This window comes from Ensifer sp. 38_S197, from assembly GCF_056924495.1.
In genome coordinates this window covers 2217708-2236298 of sequence record NZ_JBXOVZ010000001.1, presented here as the reverse complement: position 1 = coordinate 2236298, position 18591 = coordinate 2217708, and the positions used below count along the sequence as shown (strand labels likewise).

14 protein-coding genes are annotated in these 18591 nt (G+C 61.0%); 1 reads left to right on the top strand and 13 read right to left on the bottom strand.

Going from position 1 to position 18591, the window contains the following annotated elements; translation table 11 throughout:
- Positions 1-12 precede the first annotated feature (12 nt).
- The 5 genes from asnB to AC1Z3V_RS10275 form a co-directional block, all read right to left on the bottom strand.
- Entirely contained in the window at positions 13-1950 is a 1938-nt protein-coding gene (gene asnB, locus AC1Z3V_RS10295) for an asparagine synthase (glutamine-hydrolyzing) (protein WP_483498613.1), read from the bottom strand.
- A 148-nt stretch (positions 1951-2098) separates the two neighbouring features.
- A complete protein-coding gene (locus tag AC1Z3V_RS10290) occupies positions 2099-2302 on the bottom strand; it encodes a hypothetical protein (protein ID WP_429820076.1) in 204 nt (67 codons plus the stop codon).
- 366 nt (positions 2303-2668) lie between these two features.
- Positions 2669-3430: an FkbM family methyltransferase gene (locus AC1Z3V_RS10285; RefSeq protein WP_483498611.1), complete on the bottom strand. Its 762-nt coding sequence runs from the start codon at positions 3428-3430 to the stop codon at positions 2669-2671.
- Positions 3431-3538: 108 nt separating this feature from the next.
- On the bottom strand, positions 3539-4003 hold the full coding sequence (locus tag AC1Z3V_RS10280; protein WP_334198743.1) for a cyclic nucleotide-binding domain-containing protein: 465 nt from the start codon (positions 4001-4003) through the stop codon (positions 3539-3541).
- Positions 4004-4094: 91 nt separating this feature from the next.
- Entirely contained in the window at positions 4095-6797 is a 2703-nt protein-coding gene (locus AC1Z3V_RS10275) for an ABC transporter transmembrane domain-containing protein (protein ID WP_483498609.1), read from the bottom strand.
- A gap of 305 nt (positions 6798-7102) precedes the next feature.
- Between AC1Z3V_RS10275 and AC1Z3V_RS10270 the strand changes: the two genes are divergently transcribed.
- Positions 7103-7777: a class I SAM-dependent methyltransferase gene (locus AC1Z3V_RS10270; RefSeq protein ID WP_483499626.1), complete on the top strand. Its 675-nt coding sequence runs from the start codon at positions 7103-7105 to the stop codon at positions 7775-7777.
- A gap of 102 nt (positions 7778-7879) precedes the next feature.
- Here AC1Z3V_RS10270 and AC1Z3V_RS10265 read toward each other — a convergent pair whose 3' ends face one another.
- The 8 genes from AC1Z3V_RS10265 to AC1Z3V_RS10230 all read right to left on the bottom strand — a co-directional run bounded on the left by AC1Z3V_RS10265 (position 7880) and on the right by AC1Z3V_RS10230 (position 18585).
- The gene (locus AC1Z3V_RS10265) at positions 7880-9016 is read right to left on the bottom strand and encodes a glycosyltransferase family protein (RefSeq protein WP_483498608.1); all 1137 of its coding nucleotides are present in this window, start codon (positions 9014-9016) and stop codon (positions 7880-7882) included.
- Positions 9016-10260 (bottom strand): glycosyltransferase family 4 protein, encoded by a 1245-nt coding sequence (locus AC1Z3V_RS10260; protein WP_483498606.1) that lies wholly within the window; start codon positions 10258-10260, stop codon positions 9016-9018. The genes AC1Z3V_RS10265 and AC1Z3V_RS10260 overlap by 1 nt, the downstream gene beginning before the upstream one ends.
- 4 nt (positions 10261-10264) lie before the next feature.
- Positions 10265-11482, bottom strand: a complete 1218-nt coding sequence (locus AC1Z3V_RS10255) for a glycosyltransferase family protein (protein ID WP_483498605.1) — start codon at positions 11480-11482, stop codon at positions 10265-10267.
- A gap of 69 nt (positions 11483-11551) precedes the next feature.
- A complete protein-coding gene (locus AC1Z3V_RS10250) occupies positions 11552-12727 on the bottom strand; it encodes an ABC transporter permease (RefSeq protein ID WP_429820088.1) in 1176 nt (391 codons plus the stop codon).
- Positions 12724-13722, bottom strand: coding sequence for an ABC transporter permease (locus AC1Z3V_RS10245; RefSeq protein ID WP_483498603.1), 999 nt, complete (start codon positions 13720-13722; stop codon positions 12724-12726). Before AC1Z3V_RS10245 ends, AC1Z3V_RS10250 begins: the two co-directional genes overlap by 4 nt.
- Position 13723: 1 nt before the next feature.
- Positions 13724-15625 (bottom strand): ABC transporter substrate-binding protein, encoded by a 1902-nt coding sequence (locus AC1Z3V_RS10240; protein ID WP_429820092.1) that lies wholly within the window; start codon positions 15623-15625, stop codon positions 13724-13726.
- Entirely contained in the window at positions 15622-17514 is a 1893-nt protein-coding gene (locus AC1Z3V_RS10235; protein WP_483498601.1) for an ABC transporter ATP-binding protein, read from the bottom strand. The genes AC1Z3V_RS10240 and AC1Z3V_RS10235 overlap by 4 nt, the downstream gene beginning before the upstream one ends.
- A 120-nt stretch (positions 17515-17634) precedes the next feature.
- A complete protein-coding gene (locus AC1Z3V_RS10230; protein ID WP_483498599.1) occupies positions 17635-18585 on the bottom strand; it encodes a polysaccharide lyase family 20 protein in 951 nt (316 codons plus the stop codon).
- Positions 18586-18591: the final 6 nt, after the last annotated feature.

Here is an 18591-nt window from a genome sequence, read left to right as displayed (position 1 = left end):
TTCCTAAATATTTCAGGCTGCTTCCGCCGCGCGGACGCTGGTGCCGGTGAAGGTTTGCAGCCAGAGCTGTGTCGAAAGGACTCCGACGAAGGCCGCATTGTCGCGGAAGCCGGACACCGGCTGCGACTGGCATTTTTCGTAGAGCTTCGTCACGGCTTTGGCATTGAAAAGCCCGCTGTCGCTGATGCGCGCCTCGCTCATGGCGTCGCGAACGTAGTCGAGCTCGCCCGCCCCGGTGAAGGAATGGCTGTCGGGCGCGCGATAGGGCTGTTTGGTCCGCTGGCCGATGGAGGGCGGCAGCAGATCCTTCGTCGCTTCGCGCAGGATATGCTTCTCCACCAGTCCCTTCAGCTTCATCCCGGGCGGCAGGCGGGTCGCGAATTCGACGAGGCGATGGTCGAGGAACGGGAAGCGCCCCTCGATCCCATGGGCCATGGCCATGCGATCGCCCTGGCTGGAGAGAATATAGCCGGGCAACAGGAAACGGCTTTCGAGATACTGCGCCTGGTGTAAGGGATGCCAGCGTCCGAAGGCGGTCGGAAGCCGGCTCGCCAAGTCCTCCGCCGCATCGTAGTTGCTCAGCCGCGTCCGCAGGTCGCCCGAGAAAAAGATCTTGGTTGCCGCCGTACTTTTGAAGCGTGGCCGGTGCGAGAAGAGCGGATCGTCGAGCGCCACGTCACCGGCACCGAAGAACGCCGCGAGATATTCAGCCGATTGCTGCTGCAGTCCTGGAATATAGGGATAGAGCTTGCGGAACAGGTGCGGGCGTATGCGCGATCCAGGCTGGCGGCCACAGAACCGACGGACCCGTGCCTCCTTGAAGATGTCGTAGCCGGCAAAGACCTCGTCGGCCCCTTCGCCGGTCAGAACGACCTTCAGCCCCTCGTCGCGGACGAGGCGCGAGAGCTGGTAGAGAGGCGCCGGCGCCGTTCGGATGATCGGCCGCTCCGCAAAGCGGACGACTTCCGGAAAGGACCTCGCAATGTCACCCGCCCGGCAGGCAACGGCGCTGTGATGCGTGCCGAGCGCCGTCGCCATTTCCATCTGGAAGGCGCTCTCGTCGTGTTCCACGCTGTCGAAAGTGACGGAGAAGGTCCTGAGCCCTTGCGGCGCCATGCCGCTGGCCATCGCCGCGACGATGGAGGAGTCCAGCCCACCTGAAAGGTAGGAGCCGACAGGAACATCGGCGCGCATCCGGATCCGGGTAGCATCCGTGAGCAGCGCACGCAGTTCTTCGGCGGCAGCGCGCTCGTCCGTCAACAGCGGCGATGCCTCGCGTTCCGGATAGTCCAGTTGCCAATAGGGGCGGATCGCGACCCTGCCCCTTTCTGCAATCATGAGATGTGCTGGCTCAAGCTCATGGATGTCGCGAAATCCGGTGCGTGGCGCGATCGGCGCCCAGAGCGTGAAGATCTGGTCGAGCGCGATCGGATCGAGTTCGGCAGAGACTCCCGGCACCTGCAGCAAGGCCTTGATCTCGGAAGCGAAGTAAAGCGTGCCTCCATGGGTCATGTAGAACAACGGGCGGACACCCATCCGATCGCGCGCCAACATCATCCGCTGGCGGCGGCGATCCCAGATGGCGAAGGAAAAGTCGCCATTAAGACGGGACAGACACGCCTCCCCCATGACATCGTAAAGATGCAGGATCACTTCGGTGTCGCTCGAGGTCCGGAAGCGCCGGCCCTTTGCGCGCAGTTCCTCGCGCAATTCGACATAATTGAAGATCTCGCCGTTGAAGGCGATCGTCAGTTCACCGGTTTCGTCGGACATCGGCTGCTGTCCGTCGCCAAGACCGACGATCGACAGGCGTGCATGAGCAAGACCGGCCCCTTCGTCGACGAAAACGCCGTTCTCGTCAGGGCCGCGATGCGCAATCGCGGCAACCATTCTATCGAGGAGGATCTTTGCGTCTGGAAGTGCGCCGAAATAGCCACCAAAACCGCACATGTTCAAATACTTTCACACCGGTCGATCACCGCCGAAGCATAGTTCGCGTGAGAGACTCATGGGTTAAATCTCCGGCATTTTCTGGTTGTATGGTAAATGCCATGGTTAAGGCGTCAAAACCTGACATTGGGGCAGGAAAATTCTAACCTTAGCGCTGCGAAATTCTTGTTTTCGATATCATTTTAAACATCAGATAGAGAAACAGGACCGGCCAAAGAATGCAGACCAGCAGCCCCGCAAGACGATACATGTTCCAAGGCGCACGCGCCTGCAAACCTTCAAGATAAGTCATCGCCACGAGGAACAAGGCGGTCAGACAATAGGCGGCAATCGCAAAATACATCAATGACATGCGGTCGCCCTCACGACACAATATCAAGCCCAAGGCATGTCGCGCGAAAGTGCGCGGCGGTTACGACAACGACAAGCGAAATATCAAAAAGTCAAAGCGCAATGAGCGAACCTGAAAGATCGCGAGGCGCTTTGGACAAAACGGCCGAGAAATTCATAACATCGAAAGGCACGTGTTTAAACGAAGATTTAATATTGTTTAAAGAGTGGTTAATGACGGCGGCTTCCCGCGGACGGGTGTCTGCCTCGTCCGATGATCAGGCACGACGGCGCTTATACGCCCTGTCAGGCACCGCGTCTGCGGCGCAATGGAACCACTATTTGTATCACCGGAAACGGAGAATACTCTTGGCGTCTGAGGGAGGGCTTAGCGATCGCTCTGCCTGGGAACGAACAAGAGGTCGAAGCCTCGAAACTCTCGGCGCGCGATCGATTTGCGCAGCGCCGCCCAGATCGCCTGGGGGTTGTCGAGACGAAAGCCACTCAGGCTGCGGACCAGGCGGATCGTGGCTGCGATGGTGCGAATGGCGCGCAGTAGCGAGGGTCCGGTCAGAGAGGCAAAGAGGATTTGCGGGTGCACGGCAAGCAGGACGCCGGCGGTTCGCTGCGGATCGATAGCCCGGAATTGGTCCATGGCACGATACTCGTATCCCTCGATGTCGATCTTGAAACAGAGCCGTTCCGTCCGGGCCATCGTCTGAAGCGCGCCGATCGTAACCGTCTGCGCGCGGATCGCCTCGCCATTATCGTCGGCAATCAGTGCGGACGTTTCTGAACTGCCGAAGCCGCCGCCGACGGAGTGCAGCACCAGCACCTCGTCCTCGGAGAGTGCCGCGTTGATCACACGCACCTCACCGCTGTTTTCCGGCTGCATCTCCTTGAGGATGCCGAAGCAGACGGGGTCAGGCTCGACGGTGATGACGTTGTCGGCGATCTGCGCCGCCCAATAGGGCGTCACTCCGATCCATCCGCCGATGTCTATGAACGTCGTCTTGCGATCGACGAGGCGCTCGATGTTCTGGAACGTACAAGGCTCCCAGTCACCATTCTGCAACCGTGCGAAGAAACGCTTCTTCTCCGGTTTGTCGGGAAACTGGACGGTTTTGCGGAAATAGGTAATCGAACGCATGTCGCCTGTCTAGCCGATATCCCCGCAAAGCGGAATCACTTTTGCGAAAGGCTCACATGCCCGAAGGGAATGTCTCCACATGAAACAGTTCGAGCCGTGCGTTAGGCGTCAGGCCTCCACCCGCTCGATCTGGCTACGGGCTTCGCTAAGCTCAGCCGTGGTCTGGGTCAGGCGGTCGGCCAACACACGCATGATCTCCACCGCCATCTCCGGAAAGTCGGCCAGCAGCTTGAGGAAATCGTCCTTGCGAATGCGCAAGGCTTCGAGCGGCGTGGTGGTCCGCACGGTCGCCGTGCGTGGGGTATTACAGAGGATGGCGATTTCGCCGACGATCGAGTTTTGCTCGAACTCGGCAATTTTGAAGGGCCCGCCGGCGGTATTGATGAGAACCTCTGCCTTACCGGAGAGGATGACATAGGCCGCATCGCCGATGTCGCCCTGATAGAACAGCGCCTCGCCGGCACCGTACATGACCCTGTCGGACGTGAAGGCAAGAAGCTTCAACTTCGCCGGCGGCAGCCCCGAAAACAGGGTAATCCGGCGCAGCATTTCAACTTCATCCTTGAGCAACATCACAATCCGTGTCTCCGATTTCCCGTCGGGAGCAGTCTGCCTCCCGCATCGCGGCGGGACCATAGGCTCGTGCCCTGACATTAATATTACATCAAGATGCCATTTCCTTGTAGTCGCGTCCGTCATCCACCGCTGCGTCGACACCGGTGTCATGAATCAGGCGCCCGTTCTCGAACTGAGCGACGCGGTCGAAGAGGTCCAGCAACGAGGGATTGGCAAGGACCCAGACGATCGCCGGATCACGCCCTGCGCGGTCAAGCAGCGAGAAGACATTGCGCACGACCTGCTCCTGGACGCGTTGATCGAGCGCAAGCAGCGGCTGATTGAAGATATAAAAATCGCAGGCACGAATAAGCGCGCGCGCAAGGTCGAGTTTCTGTCGCTGCGCCGCCGTCAGACGCTTGCCGCCGGCGCCGACATTATAGTCGAAGCCGAAGGCCAGCACTTCGTTATAGAGGCCGCCGGCCTCGAAGAGATCGCGAACGATCGCCCGGATTTTTTCCGACCCGTCGGCATGCTTGTGCCCAATGCGGCCGAAGAGCACGTTGTCGATGATGCTGCCCGAGGCGATGTAGCGGTTCGGACGATAGTGCTCGATCATCCCGGCGAGGTCGGCCGGCAGGCCCTCATCGAATTCACGGCGCGCGGCAACGACCTTCGCCATGACCTCGTCCGTCAACAAACCGAAGCGGTGCCGCGGCTCGATGTAATCGAAGCACAGCCGGATGATCTTGATCTGATCGTCTTCCGAAACCTCGCCCTTACCGCGGCTGCGCACCTTCTGCAGGATGGCCTCGTAGACAGGTATTTCCTCGGCGGTCATGAAGGTCAGTTGCTGGAAGAACGGATGGTCCGGCGGCAAGTCGCGGAACAGTTCGACCACGTTCTCGGCAATCTCGATGCCCATCTCGTAGAAAGTGTCGCGCAAACCGACGCGCTGCAGGATCGTCTTGAAGAACGGATGGTTCTCAAGCGCATTCGCCCACATCACCTGATCGGTGATGGTTCCGAACAGCATGTTTTCACCGATAGTGGCCTCGACATTGTAGGTCCCCGGTTCGAAGAAGACGACGAGATCGCTGAGCTTTTCCTTTTCAAGACGCTGCCTTAGAGCACTGCGCATTTCGACGATGCCGGACGCAAAGGCCGCGTGGCGGTTCGGGTCGATCGTCGAGCGCACGGCAAGCGCCATCACGTCATTGGTCAACAGCACGGCATCGAGAACCGGTCGGATCTGCACGAGCAGATCATCCGGACCGCTGGCTCCGGCCGAGCCGTAGTCGATCCAATCGCTGTTGATATCAAGGTGTGGATTGCCGGCCAGGCGCGCCTCGGTCACTTCCCACTTCCGGTGCGAGGCCCCCTCTCCCTCATAAGTTACGTCCGTCAGCGGGGCGTGCTTCAACCCGTAGAGGATATTGTCGCCGAGGCTGCCCTGGAACACGTAGACGTCGGACGACGCATAAGCGATGCGACGCCCGGTAACCGATTCCGGTATCTCCAGAATATCCTGTCCACCGATGACCACCTTGCCGCTCGCCGGCCAGACCAACCGGCCGAAGGCCTCGGCCAGCACCTCGCCGCCTCCGGTCAGGGCGACCTTCTCGCCCTGCTGCACCTGAAGCGACACGTGCTCGAGCACGGTGGAACCGCCGTCGTCGATCACCGTCAGGTTCACCGCCGCCAGAGGACCGCTCAACGACTCGGTAGCCCCTGCCGCAACGGCCTGAACCTTCGGATCGAGCAACGGCTCGACGCTGAATTGCTCGACGACCTGCGCGTACTTGACCTGAACGTCCTGGCGGGCCTGGTCCCAGTCGATGAGCTCTTTCAGCGGACCTGGCAGGTCCTTATAGGCGCCGATGACCGCGACGAGCTGACCGATATCGAGGCGACCCTGCAGGGCGAAGTAGCCGCCGATCGCGTAGAACAGGAAAGGTGTGACCTGCGCCAGGAAGTTGTTGATGAACTTGACGAGGAATTTCCACTGGTAAAGGTCGTAGCGGATCTTGAAGATCCTGCCGAGACGTGACGCGATGTCGGCGCGCTCGTAGTTGGAGGTATCGTGGCCGCGGATGGCTCCGATACCGTCGACGATCTCACTGACGCGGCCGGAGAGTTCTCGCGCCGTCAGCTGCCGTTCACGCCCGAGCACCAGAAGCCTCTTGCGCATGCGCGGGATGATGACCGCCTGAACCGCCACGATCAGCGTCGCGACCAGACCGAGCCAGAAGCTCTGTAACAGGATGAACACCAGTGCCGTCAGCGCCTGGCCACCGAGCAGCGCCGGCGAGACGAAGGCGTCACCGGTAAACCCGCCGAGCGGCTCGACTTCATCCTTGATCATAGTCGCGATTTCGGCCGGCTTTACCCTCTTGAAGTGGCTGGGCGGGAACCGGAGAACGCGGTCGACGAGTTCGAAGCGAATGCGCCGCAGGAGGCGCTCGCCGAGCCGGCCCTTGAAGGTGTTGATGTAGAACTTGAAGAGGCCGTTGATCACCACCAGCAGCAGGAACACCAGGCTGAGCGCGAGCAGCATGCCTTCGCGACCAAGTTGGAAGCCGTCAAAGACATTGATTGTGCCGAGATATGGCAAGTCGAACGAAATCGGCAGGAAGGCCTGCGTCGCCTCCGGACTATCGAATCCGTCACCCTGGATGGGTCCATTGACAATCTGCTTCGGCAGGTCGAAGGACAGGAAATAGGGGACCATCGACAGCGCGACGACCACCAGAATCCAAAGCTGATCCTTGCGCGTGTGGGTCCAGATGTAGCGGGAAAGGCGTGGTTCCATGTGTCTGGCAATAGGACCTTATTGAACACGATAGCTGCTGGCGTGGCGGGCTGCCGATCGCCCCACCCCGCATCATTCCTCGGCGGAGCCTCCGGATGGGTGCCTATCGGCGCTCGATCGCGAAGTAGATGCCCTGCATATTCCGCCCGGCGCCGAATCCGGTTCCACCGATTATGCAGGTGCGGGGGAAATCTGCAATGGACGCGGGTTCGTCTCCACTGCCGCGAAGGCAACCACAGAGACTGTCACTCTCCGAAGCACACGCCGTTATTGCGCTCGCCCGACACCCAGCTTACAACGAGCACATGAAACACACCAGCCACCCGCCCTCCCAAACCAGCGATTGGTATGAGCATGCCTTTGATTTGGCACGCGGTATCGCCGCCTATACGCAGAGCCCCCTCATCGAAGGCGTCGCGAAGGTAATCGCCAAACACCCCGAAGCCCACATCGCCAACGCCTTCAATCACAAGCAGGTTGCCTGCAAGATCTGGGCGCGCGATACGCTCCTCAACGTGGCTGGTTCTTCCTACGCCAGGATTGCGATTCTTGGCGGGTGGTACGGCATCCTGGGCGCGATGCTGCTGGAGGACGCGCGCTTCAACGTGGCCGCGGTCGACAGCTTCGACATCGATCCGGACGTAGAAGCGGTTGCGCGAACGCTGAATGCCGCCTTCCCGGAAAAATTCCGCGCCGTGACGGCCGACATGTATGCGATCGATTACGTGACGCTACGGGCTGACCTCATCATCAACACGAGTTGCGAACATATCGCGGACCTGAAATCGTGGCTCGACCGCATTCCCCCCGGTACGCGCGTTCTGCTGCAATCCAATGACTATTTTAGCGAGCCGACCCACATCAACTGCGTCGCTTCCGTCGAGGAATTCGTCAAGCAGGCGGCGCTGACGACGGTGGAGTTTGCGGGCGCCCTGCCGACAAAAAAATACACCCGCTTCATGCTGATCGGAACGGTCTGAGCGCTGCGGCTGCTGCTCCACGACGCTTCGGGCCTGCAGCCGCCGCTCGTTTCACAGTCAGCCTCGCCGGGCACCCACGCCAACAAGACGCGCCGGGGCCGATCAAAGGGCGATGCGTCGCTCCAGGATTTCGGCGGTCTTCATCGCGCCGCCAAGGTCCAGCGGCGGGATGTTCGGCTTCGGTCTCGCCAGCATCACTTCGACATCGCGCGCCAACCTTACGGGCGTCACCTCGGCCTCCGGCAGCACGCCGGCAAGGCCGAGCTTTTCGAGCCGTTCCGCTCGGGTCGACTGTTCGGTTTCGCCGCCGGCGACGAAGGGGATCAGCAAGGACCCGCAACCGGCACGGATGATGTCGCAGACCGTGTTATAGCCGGCCTGAGAAACCGAAAGCCGTGTGCCCGAAAGCAGGCTGGCGAAATCCTTGCGGAAGCGGAAGAGCCGTACGTTGCCAGGCGCGGCGGCGGCGAAGGCGTCGTAGTCCTGCTGCGGCAGGTTCGGCCCCGTGACCAGACACCATTGCAGCGCCCGCGGCAGCAAGCTCGCCGCCTGCAGAGCCGCACCGATCAGTTCCTTGCCGACCGCACCGCCACCGGCCGAAACGAGTACGTCGAACGTTTCCGACGGAGCTTCGGGTGCCGGCCCAGCCACGAGGCCGGTATAGGCGATCTTGTCGGCGATCTCAGCCGCGTAAGGGTAGGTCTCTTCGAGGCGCGCGAAGGCAGGATCGCCATGCACGAGAACGAGATCGAAATGTGCCATGACGACGTCGAGGGTCTCCTCGGCACGCCCTGGCTTCGTCCGCTCCTGCAGGATATCCCGAAGCGAAGCCGCAACCAGGGGCCGGGGGTTCTGTCTTTCGATGACTTCGAGCAAGGGCATCAGCTCGAAACGCATCTGGCGGCGGCCGAAGGGGAAGGCTTCGAAGATGACGATATCGGGATCGCAGGCAAGGTACGCCTCGATCAGCAGGTCCCGGCGCCTGTCCTTGAACGCGTCGCTGACCGGATTTCCCTCGCCGTCGGCCAGGCCGGAAAATCCCTTGTCGCCGGCGAGCACCGGCGGAAGGGCCACGTGCTTTACATCATTTCCCGGGAAGCCCGGCACCGGACTGCCGCCGGTCACGACGGTCACCTCGAAACCTCTGGCGGCAAGAGCACTCGCGATCCGGCTTGCCCGCGCCAAATGGCCGATGCCGAGCAGATGCTGCACGTAGAAAAAGACACGGCGCGCACGCATCACGCGGCTCTCCATTCGCTGGCAAACAGCCCGGCAAGCTGATCGATACTCGTATGGTGGTCGAATTGCGCGCGGACTTTCCGTTCCGCCGCATCGCCCAGCCTGTGACGAAGCGCTGGATCGCGGATGAGTGCTTCGAGGGCCGCAGCAAGCGCCTGTGGGTTTTCCGACGGGACGACCCGGCCATTCTCGCCGTCGACGAGAAGTTCCGGTACACCGGAAATCGCCGTCGAGACGCAGGCGAGCCGTTGGCTCGAGGCTTCGACGAGCACATTCGGCAATCCGTCGCGATCGCCGTCGGCCGTGATCCGGCAGGCAAGCGCGAAGATATCGCTCGTCCGGTAATGCGCAAGCACGTCCGTCTGGTCGAGCGCGCCCTTCCAGGCGATCCGGTCGGAAACGCCAAGCTCGGCGGCCAGTGTCTTGAGCGTGGCGGTCAGCTCACCGGCGCCGATGTGCTCGAACCGCCAATGGAGATCCGTCGGCAGCAGCGAGAGTGCCTTCAGCAGCACGTCGTAGCCTTTCTTGCCGACAGCGCGGCCAACGCTGACGATGCGGACGGAATCCGAAGGGTCGGAACCATTGCGGCCAGAATGCGCCCCCTCGAAATGAGGGAATCGATCAAGATCAAGGCCATGGTAACTCAGATGCACCTTGGCCTTTTCGGTCGTCAGGCTCTTCAGATGTTCATAGCCCATGCGCGTGCAGGTGACCGTCCAGCGCGCCCGGCCAAGCTTTTCGGAAAGCTCCCAGTCCGGCGATGTCCAGATGTCCTTGGCATGCGCCGAGCAGGACCAGGGCGTGCCGGCGATCACACTGGCATAGGCCGTCACCGACGCCGGTGTATGGATGAAATGCGCGTGCAGCCAGCGCGGATTGCCCGGCCATTCCGAAGCAAGCACCAGCGCCTGCCCGAACCGACGAAAGCGATTGCGGCTGAAATCGCGGCGCAGGTCTTTCAGAAAGAGCCCGAATGCCGGCCAGAAACCCGGCTTCGGCAAGCAACGTACGAGACCGCGGAGCACCCGCAGCGGCTCCTCATGCAGATATTCGGGCAGATAGTGGACATCGGCACGAATTTCATCGTGAACCGGATGACGCTTGCCATCGGTCGGACGGCGAAGCGCGATCAGCACGAGGTCTAGTCCGGTCCGCTCGAGGCCAAGTAGTTCCTGCGCGATGAAAGTTTCCGAAAGACGCGGATAGCCCTTCAGAACGACTGCAATCTTGCGATTTGTCGGCAATGCTTCAGCTCGATTTCTTCACGATACTCAGGTGGTCGCTCGAAGGCCGTTCAAGCCACCCGCCGACGATTTCGGAGATATGCGCGAGTCCTTCCAACCGCAAGCCGTTGGCCGTGCTCTTCGACGGCGGCGCCCGGAACGGTAGCGCCTTCAGCGCCGCCGCCAACCGCAGCGGATCTTCGGCTTCGTCCGGCAGCAGCATTTCGACGAGCCCAAGCTCGGCGGCGCGCCGGGCACGGATCAACTGCTCTTCGCGTGGCTGGATGCGCGGCACGATCAGTGCCGGCTTGTCGAACGAGAGGATTTCGCAATAGGTGTTGTATCCGCCCATGGCGACGACGCCTTTTGCCCCGGCGATGAGCTCTTCCATGCGGTTGTCGAACTCGATGATCTTGATGTAGGGGATCTTGCTGCCCTTGCGGATCAATTTTTCCCGCTTCTTGACCGGCATATAGGGCCCGAGCACGATCAACGCATTGTACGTGAGTTCCGGGTCCTGCTGATAGGCGTGGATCACATCGTGGATCAGGTCGGCACCGTCGCCGCCGCCACCCGTCGTCACCAGGATGTAGTCGCCTTGCGGCTTGTGTCCGGGCAGTTCCTCGCGCGGAACGCTGCGCTGCAGGAAGCCGACGAAGTTCATCCGGTCGCGCACGGCCGGCGGCACTTCGAGCTCGGTCAGCGGATCGTAGAAATCCGGCGGGCCATAGACCCATATCGTATCGTAATACTGCTCGATCTTTCGCATCGTGTCGCGCCGCTTCCACTCCGCTTCCAAGAGGTGCGGCGCATCCATGACCTCGCGCAAACCCAGGACCAGCGTCGTGCCGTGCGCTTTCAGATAGGTGAGAGTCTCCTCGACCTCCCCGCGCAGGCCCATCGGCTCCTTGTCGACGATGAAGATGTCGGGCTTGAAGGTCTCGGCGGTGTGGCGAATGATCGCCTGGCGCATCTTCAGCGTCTCGTCGAGCTCGATGTGGCGGTCGAGCGACGTGTAGTCACCATTGTGCAGCTTGATGACACTCGGGATCTTCACGAAATCGACGCGCGCACGGTAGTCGAAAGCGCCGGCGATCGTCGCGCCGGAGATGATCAGAATGTTCAAACCGCGGTAGTCTTCCACCAGCGAATGCGCAATCGTGCGGCACCGCCGAAGGTGCCCGAGCCCGAACGTATCATGGCTGTACATGAGGATCCGGGCATCTTCAAAGCGCCGCATCATGCAAGGAACCTTTCGCTCAGGAACAATGAACCGTTTCACGCCGTTCGGTTGCCGGCATCAAATCGGGCCTCATTTGTAGGGATCGGCCGCGTCACGCAACCCATCTCCCAGGAAGTTGAATGCCAAAATCACAAAAATGACTGGAATTGTGGGAAATAGGAGCCAGGGATAGAAGGCGATGACACTGACGCTTTTTGCCTCTGTCAGGAGAATGCCCCAGCTGGTGATCGGGGGTCTGAGGCCGAGACCGAGGAAGCTCAGGGCCGTCTCGCCGAGGATCATGCCGGGGATCGAGATCGTCGCGGTGGCGATCAGATGCGACATGAAGCCGGGCACGAGATGTCGGCCGATGATGCGGCTGCTCTTCGCCCCCATCAACTGAGCCGCCAGGACGTAATCTTCCTCGCGAAGCGCCAGCAGTTTCGAGCGCACCGCGCGCGCAAGCCCCGTCCAGTCCAGCAGTCCGAGGATGATCGTGATCGCCAGGTAGATCAGGATCGGGCTCCAGGTCGCCGGCATGATCGCCGCCAGCGACAGCCAGAGCGGGATGCTCGGGATGGACTGCAGGACTTCGATGACGCGCTGGACGATGAGATCGAAGACACCGCCGTGATAACCGGCAAGGCCGCCGATGACGATGCCGAGCACGAAGCTGACGGTGATGCCGAGAAGACCGATCGTGAGCGAAATTCGAGCGCCGTAGATGATGCGCGACAGCACGTCACGGCCGAGACGGTCCGTTCCCAGGAAGAAGGCCTGGCCACCCTCGGCCGGGCAAACCAGATGCACGTTGCTGTCGAACAGGCCCCAGAAACGATAGCTGTCGCCGCGGCAGAAGAAGCGGAGTCGCTGCACGTCCTTGGTATCGTCGGCGTAGTTGCGCTTCAGCGTGTCCATGTCGAGAGTCATGGTCCGTCCATAGACGAAGGGACCGACGAACTTGCCCTCATGGAATAGGTGCACCGCCTGCGGCGGCGCATAGATGAAATCCATGTTGCGGGTGTGCAGGTTATAGGGCGCCAGGAACTCGGAGACGAGGATCGACAGATAGAGCACCGCGAGGAAAATGCCGGAGACGAGCGCGAGCCTGTGGCGGCGGAATTTCCACCACATCAGGCGAAGCTGCGAAGCCTGGTTGACACGCACCTGCTCGTCGGTCATCGCCTCGACGGAATAGGGATCGAAGGGAGCCGTCGATACGTAATGCGGCAAGGGCTCGCCGGGCGCCGGGAGAAATGACGTCACTTAGTGCTCCTGCCTTGCAGCCGAATTCGAGGATCGAGGATGGCGAGCGCGATGTCGGAAATAAGCACGCCGATCACCGTCAGGAAGGCGAGGAACATCAGGAACGAACCGGCGAGATACATGTCCTGGCTTTGCAGAGCCTTGATCAACATCGGCCCGGTGGTTTCCAGCGACAACACGATCGCGGTGATTTCGGCGCCGGAAATGATCGCCGGCAGGATCGAACCGATATCCGATATGAAGAAGTTCAAGGCCATGCGCAGGGGGTATTTGACCAGCGTGCGCATCGGCGAAAGGCCCTTGGCCCGGGCCGTCACGACATACTGCTTCTGCAACTCGTCGAGCAGATTGGCGCGCAGGCGCCGGATCATGCCGGCCGTGCCCGCCGCACCGACGATGATGACGGGAATCCAGATGTGTTCGAGGATCGACTTCGCCTTGGCCCAACTCATCGGCTCGGCCAGATACTTCTGGTCCATCAGGTGACCGATCGAAATCCCGAACCAGATATTGGCGAAATACATCAGGATCAGTGCGAGCATGAAGTTCGGAATCGCGATTCCGATCAAGCCCATGAGCGACAGGCCGTAGTCGCCCCAGCTGTACTGATGCGTCGCGGAGTAGATGCCGATCGGAAAGGCGATCAGCCAAGTGAAGATGATGGTGACGAAGGAAACGAGGATCGTCAGCCACAGACGGTCGCCAACCACGGCGCTGACCGGCAGCTCGTATTCAAAGGAATAGCCGAAATCGCCCGTTAGCATGCCACCGAGCCAATAGACGTAGCGCAGGGCGGCCGGCTGGTCGAAGCCGTACTCCTTCCTCAGCGCCTCGATCTGTTCCATGTCGACGCCTTCGCCCTGCGCCTTGAGCTCGGAGACATAGCTCTCGAAGTAGTCGCCGGGCGGCAATTCGATAATGGTGAACACGAGAGCGGAGATGATGAGGAGGGTTGGAACCATCGCCGCGATACGCCAGAGAATATATCGCAGCATGTCAGGCTTCCTGCTCGATCCAGAAGGTATCGGTCTTGTAAACACCAAAATAGCAGGTGGGATCGAAGCCGTAGAGCGCCGTTTCCGGCACATTCCGAAGCTTATTCGCCACGAGGATCGGTTGTAGCGAGGCATTTACGATACCGATCGAGAAGACCTGGTCTGTGTAAATCGACAGCATGCGGGTCCAAATCTCCGTACGCTCGGCATCTTCAGCCGAATGCCGCCAGCGCTGCAACAACTCCGTCAGTTCGACTGCGGCCGGAAGATCCGGCGGCTGGCCCATTTCGCCATGGGACAGGTAGTTGAGCCCCCAGACCGGCCACTGCAGCTGGTCGTCGGCGGTCGGCGCCAATTGCCCCGGGTTCATGCCCGGCGTGGGGACACCGTTGTCGAGCCCGAACCACATCGACATGATGATCTCGCCGCCGACGGCCCGGCTGCGGAACGTGTCGCGCTGCGAGGTGCGGATGAAAAGGGATATCCCGATCTTTTGCCAGTAGTCGGTGATGAGCTGCAGCACGTCCGTTTCGAGCGTGCTTTCACCCGCGGTTTCCACGACGATTTGCGCGGCCCGGCCGTCCGGCAGGATGCGAATGCCGTCACTGCCGCGTTGGGTAAGCCCCACCTCGTCCAGCAGCGCATTGGCCTGGGCCGGATCGTGGGCGATCCAGGCGCTGGCGAATTCCGGACGGAAGAGCGGGCTATCCTGCAGGACGGTGTCGGCGCTCTCCTTGGTCAGGCCGTAGAAGACTGCCTTGTTGATCTCGGTGCGGTCGATCGCAAGCGAGAGCGCGCGGCGAACGCGCACGTCCTGCAGAAGCGAGCGCCAGACCGTGTCGGAGCAGTTGAGATTCGGCAAGAGCGCCAGACGCGAGCCTTGCGTCTTCTTCCACAGCAGCACCTTCACCGGATACCGCTTCTCGGAATCCTTGAGGAAGGTGTAGTCGACGAAATCGATACCCGTCGCCTGCAAATCGCTTTCGCCCGTTCCGGTCTTCGCCGGAATGAGCGCCGGCGAGCTGACGTTGAGTACGAACTTGTCGATATAGGGAAGCTGTAATCCGTTCTCGTCGACGCGGTGGAAATAGGGGTTGCGCTCAAAGACGAACTGTTCTGCCGGAAGCGGCGTGGTGTTGCGCCATGGATCGAGCGTCGGAAGGTCGGGGTTTTCAGGGCGATAGGAGCGAGCCATGCGCATATGGAGCTGGCTCCATTTCTTGACGCGCTGCTCCTTCATCAAAGCCTTGAGCTTGTCTTCTTCCTGATATTTCTCATGGAACTGCTTGAGATAGGCGGACGGCATCGCCACCACCAGCGGCTGCGGTGCCGCGAGCTTCTGCAGGAAGTCCGGGTTCGGCGTCGACCAGGTATAGCGAACGGTTCGCTCGTCGATGACTTCGAACTTTCCTGCTTCGCCGTCCATGACGAGCGCAGTCGGCAATCCGGCGGGACTCAGCTTCTCGTTATTGAGGACATCGTCCCAGCAATAGCGGAAGTCTTCGGCCGTCAGCGGTGTTCCGTCGGACCACTTGTGCCCTTCCCTCAAATGGAAGGTGAAGATGCGGTCCTCGACCGTCTCGTAGCTTTCGAGCACGTCCGCTTCGAGCTTCAGCGTTTCGTCATAGCCGACCAGTCGGGCATAGCCGTAGACGGTCATCAGCCGGATGTCCTTGGCGCTGCCGATGATCATCGTCACGACGCCACCATGCTTGCCGGGTTTGCGCCCCAACGCCGCGACGTTGATGACGCGCGGTATCTTAGGCAAGCGCTCGCTAAGCGGCGGGAGCTTGCCTTCGGCAATCAGCTTTTCCAGAAAGGCCGGCTCACCGGCGGCAGCCAAGAGCCGCATGGGAAACGCCACGGTTGCAAGCAATGCCAGTACAGTTCGGCGGGTGATCATGGCCGTAACTCCCTTGCATCCACCGACCGGCGCGCCAGTACGAAGTGGTCGCCACCGAGATCTGCGGGGGTGAGCGTGTCGCCGCCGTCGTCGTCACGGAACTGCGGTCCCCAGCGCCGCATATCCGATCCTTCACTGTCCTTCAGCCTGTCGAAATCGAGCTGCCGGTCGAGATCCGGATAGGGAACGGCCGCCAACAGCGACTTGGTATAGGGATGCACCGGTTTGCGCATCAGCACCTCGCGCGGAGCGAGCTCGACGATGCGACCGGCACACATGACCGCGATGCGATCCGCCATATAGTCCACGACTGCGAGGTTGTGCGAAATGAACAGGCAGGTCAGCCCCAATTCCTTTTGCAGATCCTTGAGAAGGTTGAGAATTTGCGCCTGGACCGAAACGTCGAGCGCCGAAACCGGTTCGTCACAGATCAACAGTTCTGGTACCAGTGCGAGAGCCCGGGCAATGCCGATACGCTGACGCTGACCGCCGGAGAAGCTGTGCGGGTAACGGTTTATGAAACGCTGGTCCAGACCCACCGCCTGCAACAGCGAACGCACCGTCTCGACACGCGATTTCGCCGTCCCGCGCCCGTGAATCTCCAGCGGTTCGCTGAGGATGTTCTTGACCGTCATGCGCGGGGAAAGCGACGAAACCGGATCCTGGAAGACCATCTGGATTTTCGAGCGCAATGCCTGGAGATCGTCGCCCTGCGCCTTCAAGACATCGACGGGACCTTCGCCGTTGTCGAAGATCACCGATCCGGCATCGGGCGTCACCGCCCGCATGAGGATCTTGCTGACGGTCGTCTTGCCGCAGCCGCTCTCGCCGACGAGACCAAGACATTCGCCACGGCGAATGTCGAAGCTGACGTCGTCGACGGCGCGATGCAGCGTGCGCTCCCCGCCGCCGAACCACGAAGACTTTCGCGTTCCGTAGGTCTTCGAAACATTGCGAACGGACAAGAGCACGTCCGGGCCGGCCCGTCGGTCGGCAGCCGAGCTCCCAAGCAGCGTGCCCGCCTTGACCGGCACTTCGCGCAGCGCCTTCAACCGCTCGCCGGGCTTCATGTCGAAATGGGGAACGGCCGCCATCAGCCCCTTGAGATAGGGGTGCTGCGGATTGCGGAAGATCGCCTCGACGGGACCTGCCTCGACGATCTGCCCGTGATAGATCACCACAACCTCGTCCGCCATGTTGGCGACAACACCGAGGTCGTGGGTAATCAGCAGCATCGCCATATTGAGCTTCACCTGAAGCTCGCGCAGAAGTTTCAGGATCTGTGCCTGTACCGTGACGTCAAGCGCGGTCGTCGGCTCGTCGGCGATCAACAGGGCAGGCCGACAGATCAGTGCCATGGCGATCATCGCGCGCTGGCGCATCCCGCCGGAAAGCTCGAACGGATACATGTCGTAGGCGCGCTTCGGATTGGCGAAGCCGACATAGCCGAGCAGTTCCTCGGTCCGCGCACGGCGCTCGGCTTTTTCCGCATCCGTGTGGATTTTCAGCACTTCGGAAATCTGGTTTCCGATCGTATGGAGCGGCGACAGCGACGTCATCGGCTCCTGAAAGATCTTGCTGATGCGCGTCCCGCGTAGTGCGCGTATTTCCTCACCTTCCCGCTCCAGCGAGAGCAGGTCGATCGGCTTTGCCGCCGTGGCGGGGTCATTGAACAAAATTTTGCCGCCAACCCTCGCGACGTTGGGCAAAATGCCCATTACCGCTTGGCTGATGGCCGACTTTCCCGATCCCGACTCGCCGACGAGAGCCGTAACCTTCCCGGGCAAAATCCTGAAATTCGCGTTATTGACGGCTTGAACTTCGCCGCCGAGCACCGAGAATGTGATCCGCAGACCTTCAACTCGAAGCAGGTCCGCCCCAGATGTCATCGCAGCACGCTTCCCTCATCGCTTTTTATCCGCCGCCTCTAAAAAAAGACTAGCGCAGCTTCAGAGGGCTGTCCAGCAGGGCCGACTGCAACCACAGCATTGCCCCGTGCATTCAGTTGGTTAGAGCGCAGGGCACGCCCCGCCCTTCAACACGTCGGAGCAATTCGGCGAGCGACGGAAGTCATCATAAAACAGCGTCCAATCCGTCCTGTCGGCCGCACGGTAGGGGCCGAACTTGAAGTATTGGTTCTTGCCGAGCCCCTTGTCGTCGTGGCCGACATGCCCCGTTACCGTGATGATCGGCTTGTCATTGGCGAACAGTTCGATGCGTCCGGTTCCATTGGCGCCCGGCAGCGTGTAGACCGCGAAGTCGATCCAGCCGGATTTCGGGTCGGGCAGCGGGTTGCCGTGGCTCGTCACCTTGATGGCATCCGTGCAGGCATTGAACAGACTGCCGTCCTCCAGTTTCCAGTTGCTGTCGGCAGCAACCAGCATGCGCATCTGGTTGACGCCCGGTCGCCCCCACACAGGGATCTCGCCCGGCTTGCAGTTCGCAGGCGTGCCTTCCGGTCCGGATGAGAGCGGGGCGATGTAATTCGTCTCCACTGTGACGAAGAGCTTGCCCGCCTCGAGGCGCAAGGCAAGGAACGGGCTGAAGTCGCCTTCGGCGCCGGGATCGATTTCACGCTTCCATTGGGCGATCAGATAGCGATGATCTTCGCTGGGGATCGGATCGGCGAATTTGACCGCGAATCCATACCAGACGCCCTGGTCATAGGGCACGCGAAGCGCCGTCTTCTCCCAGATCTCGGCTCGCTCACTGCAACCGTCAAGCGAGTCGGGACAGGTCGGAGCGACACTCAGTTTGAGCGCGCCCTTTCCGGTATGCGTGACGTGGTTTTGAAATTCGACCGTGCCGGCGCTCTGCTCGAAATTCTCGCGATAGTAGAGCCCACCTTCGGGCGCGAAATTCTGTCCCTCGAAGCCGTCTGACAGTTTGGCTTCCCATGGTTGCGCCATCGCGGCCCCGGCCATTGCGATGCTGGCGGCGACAAACACGACTCGGAACATTCTTCC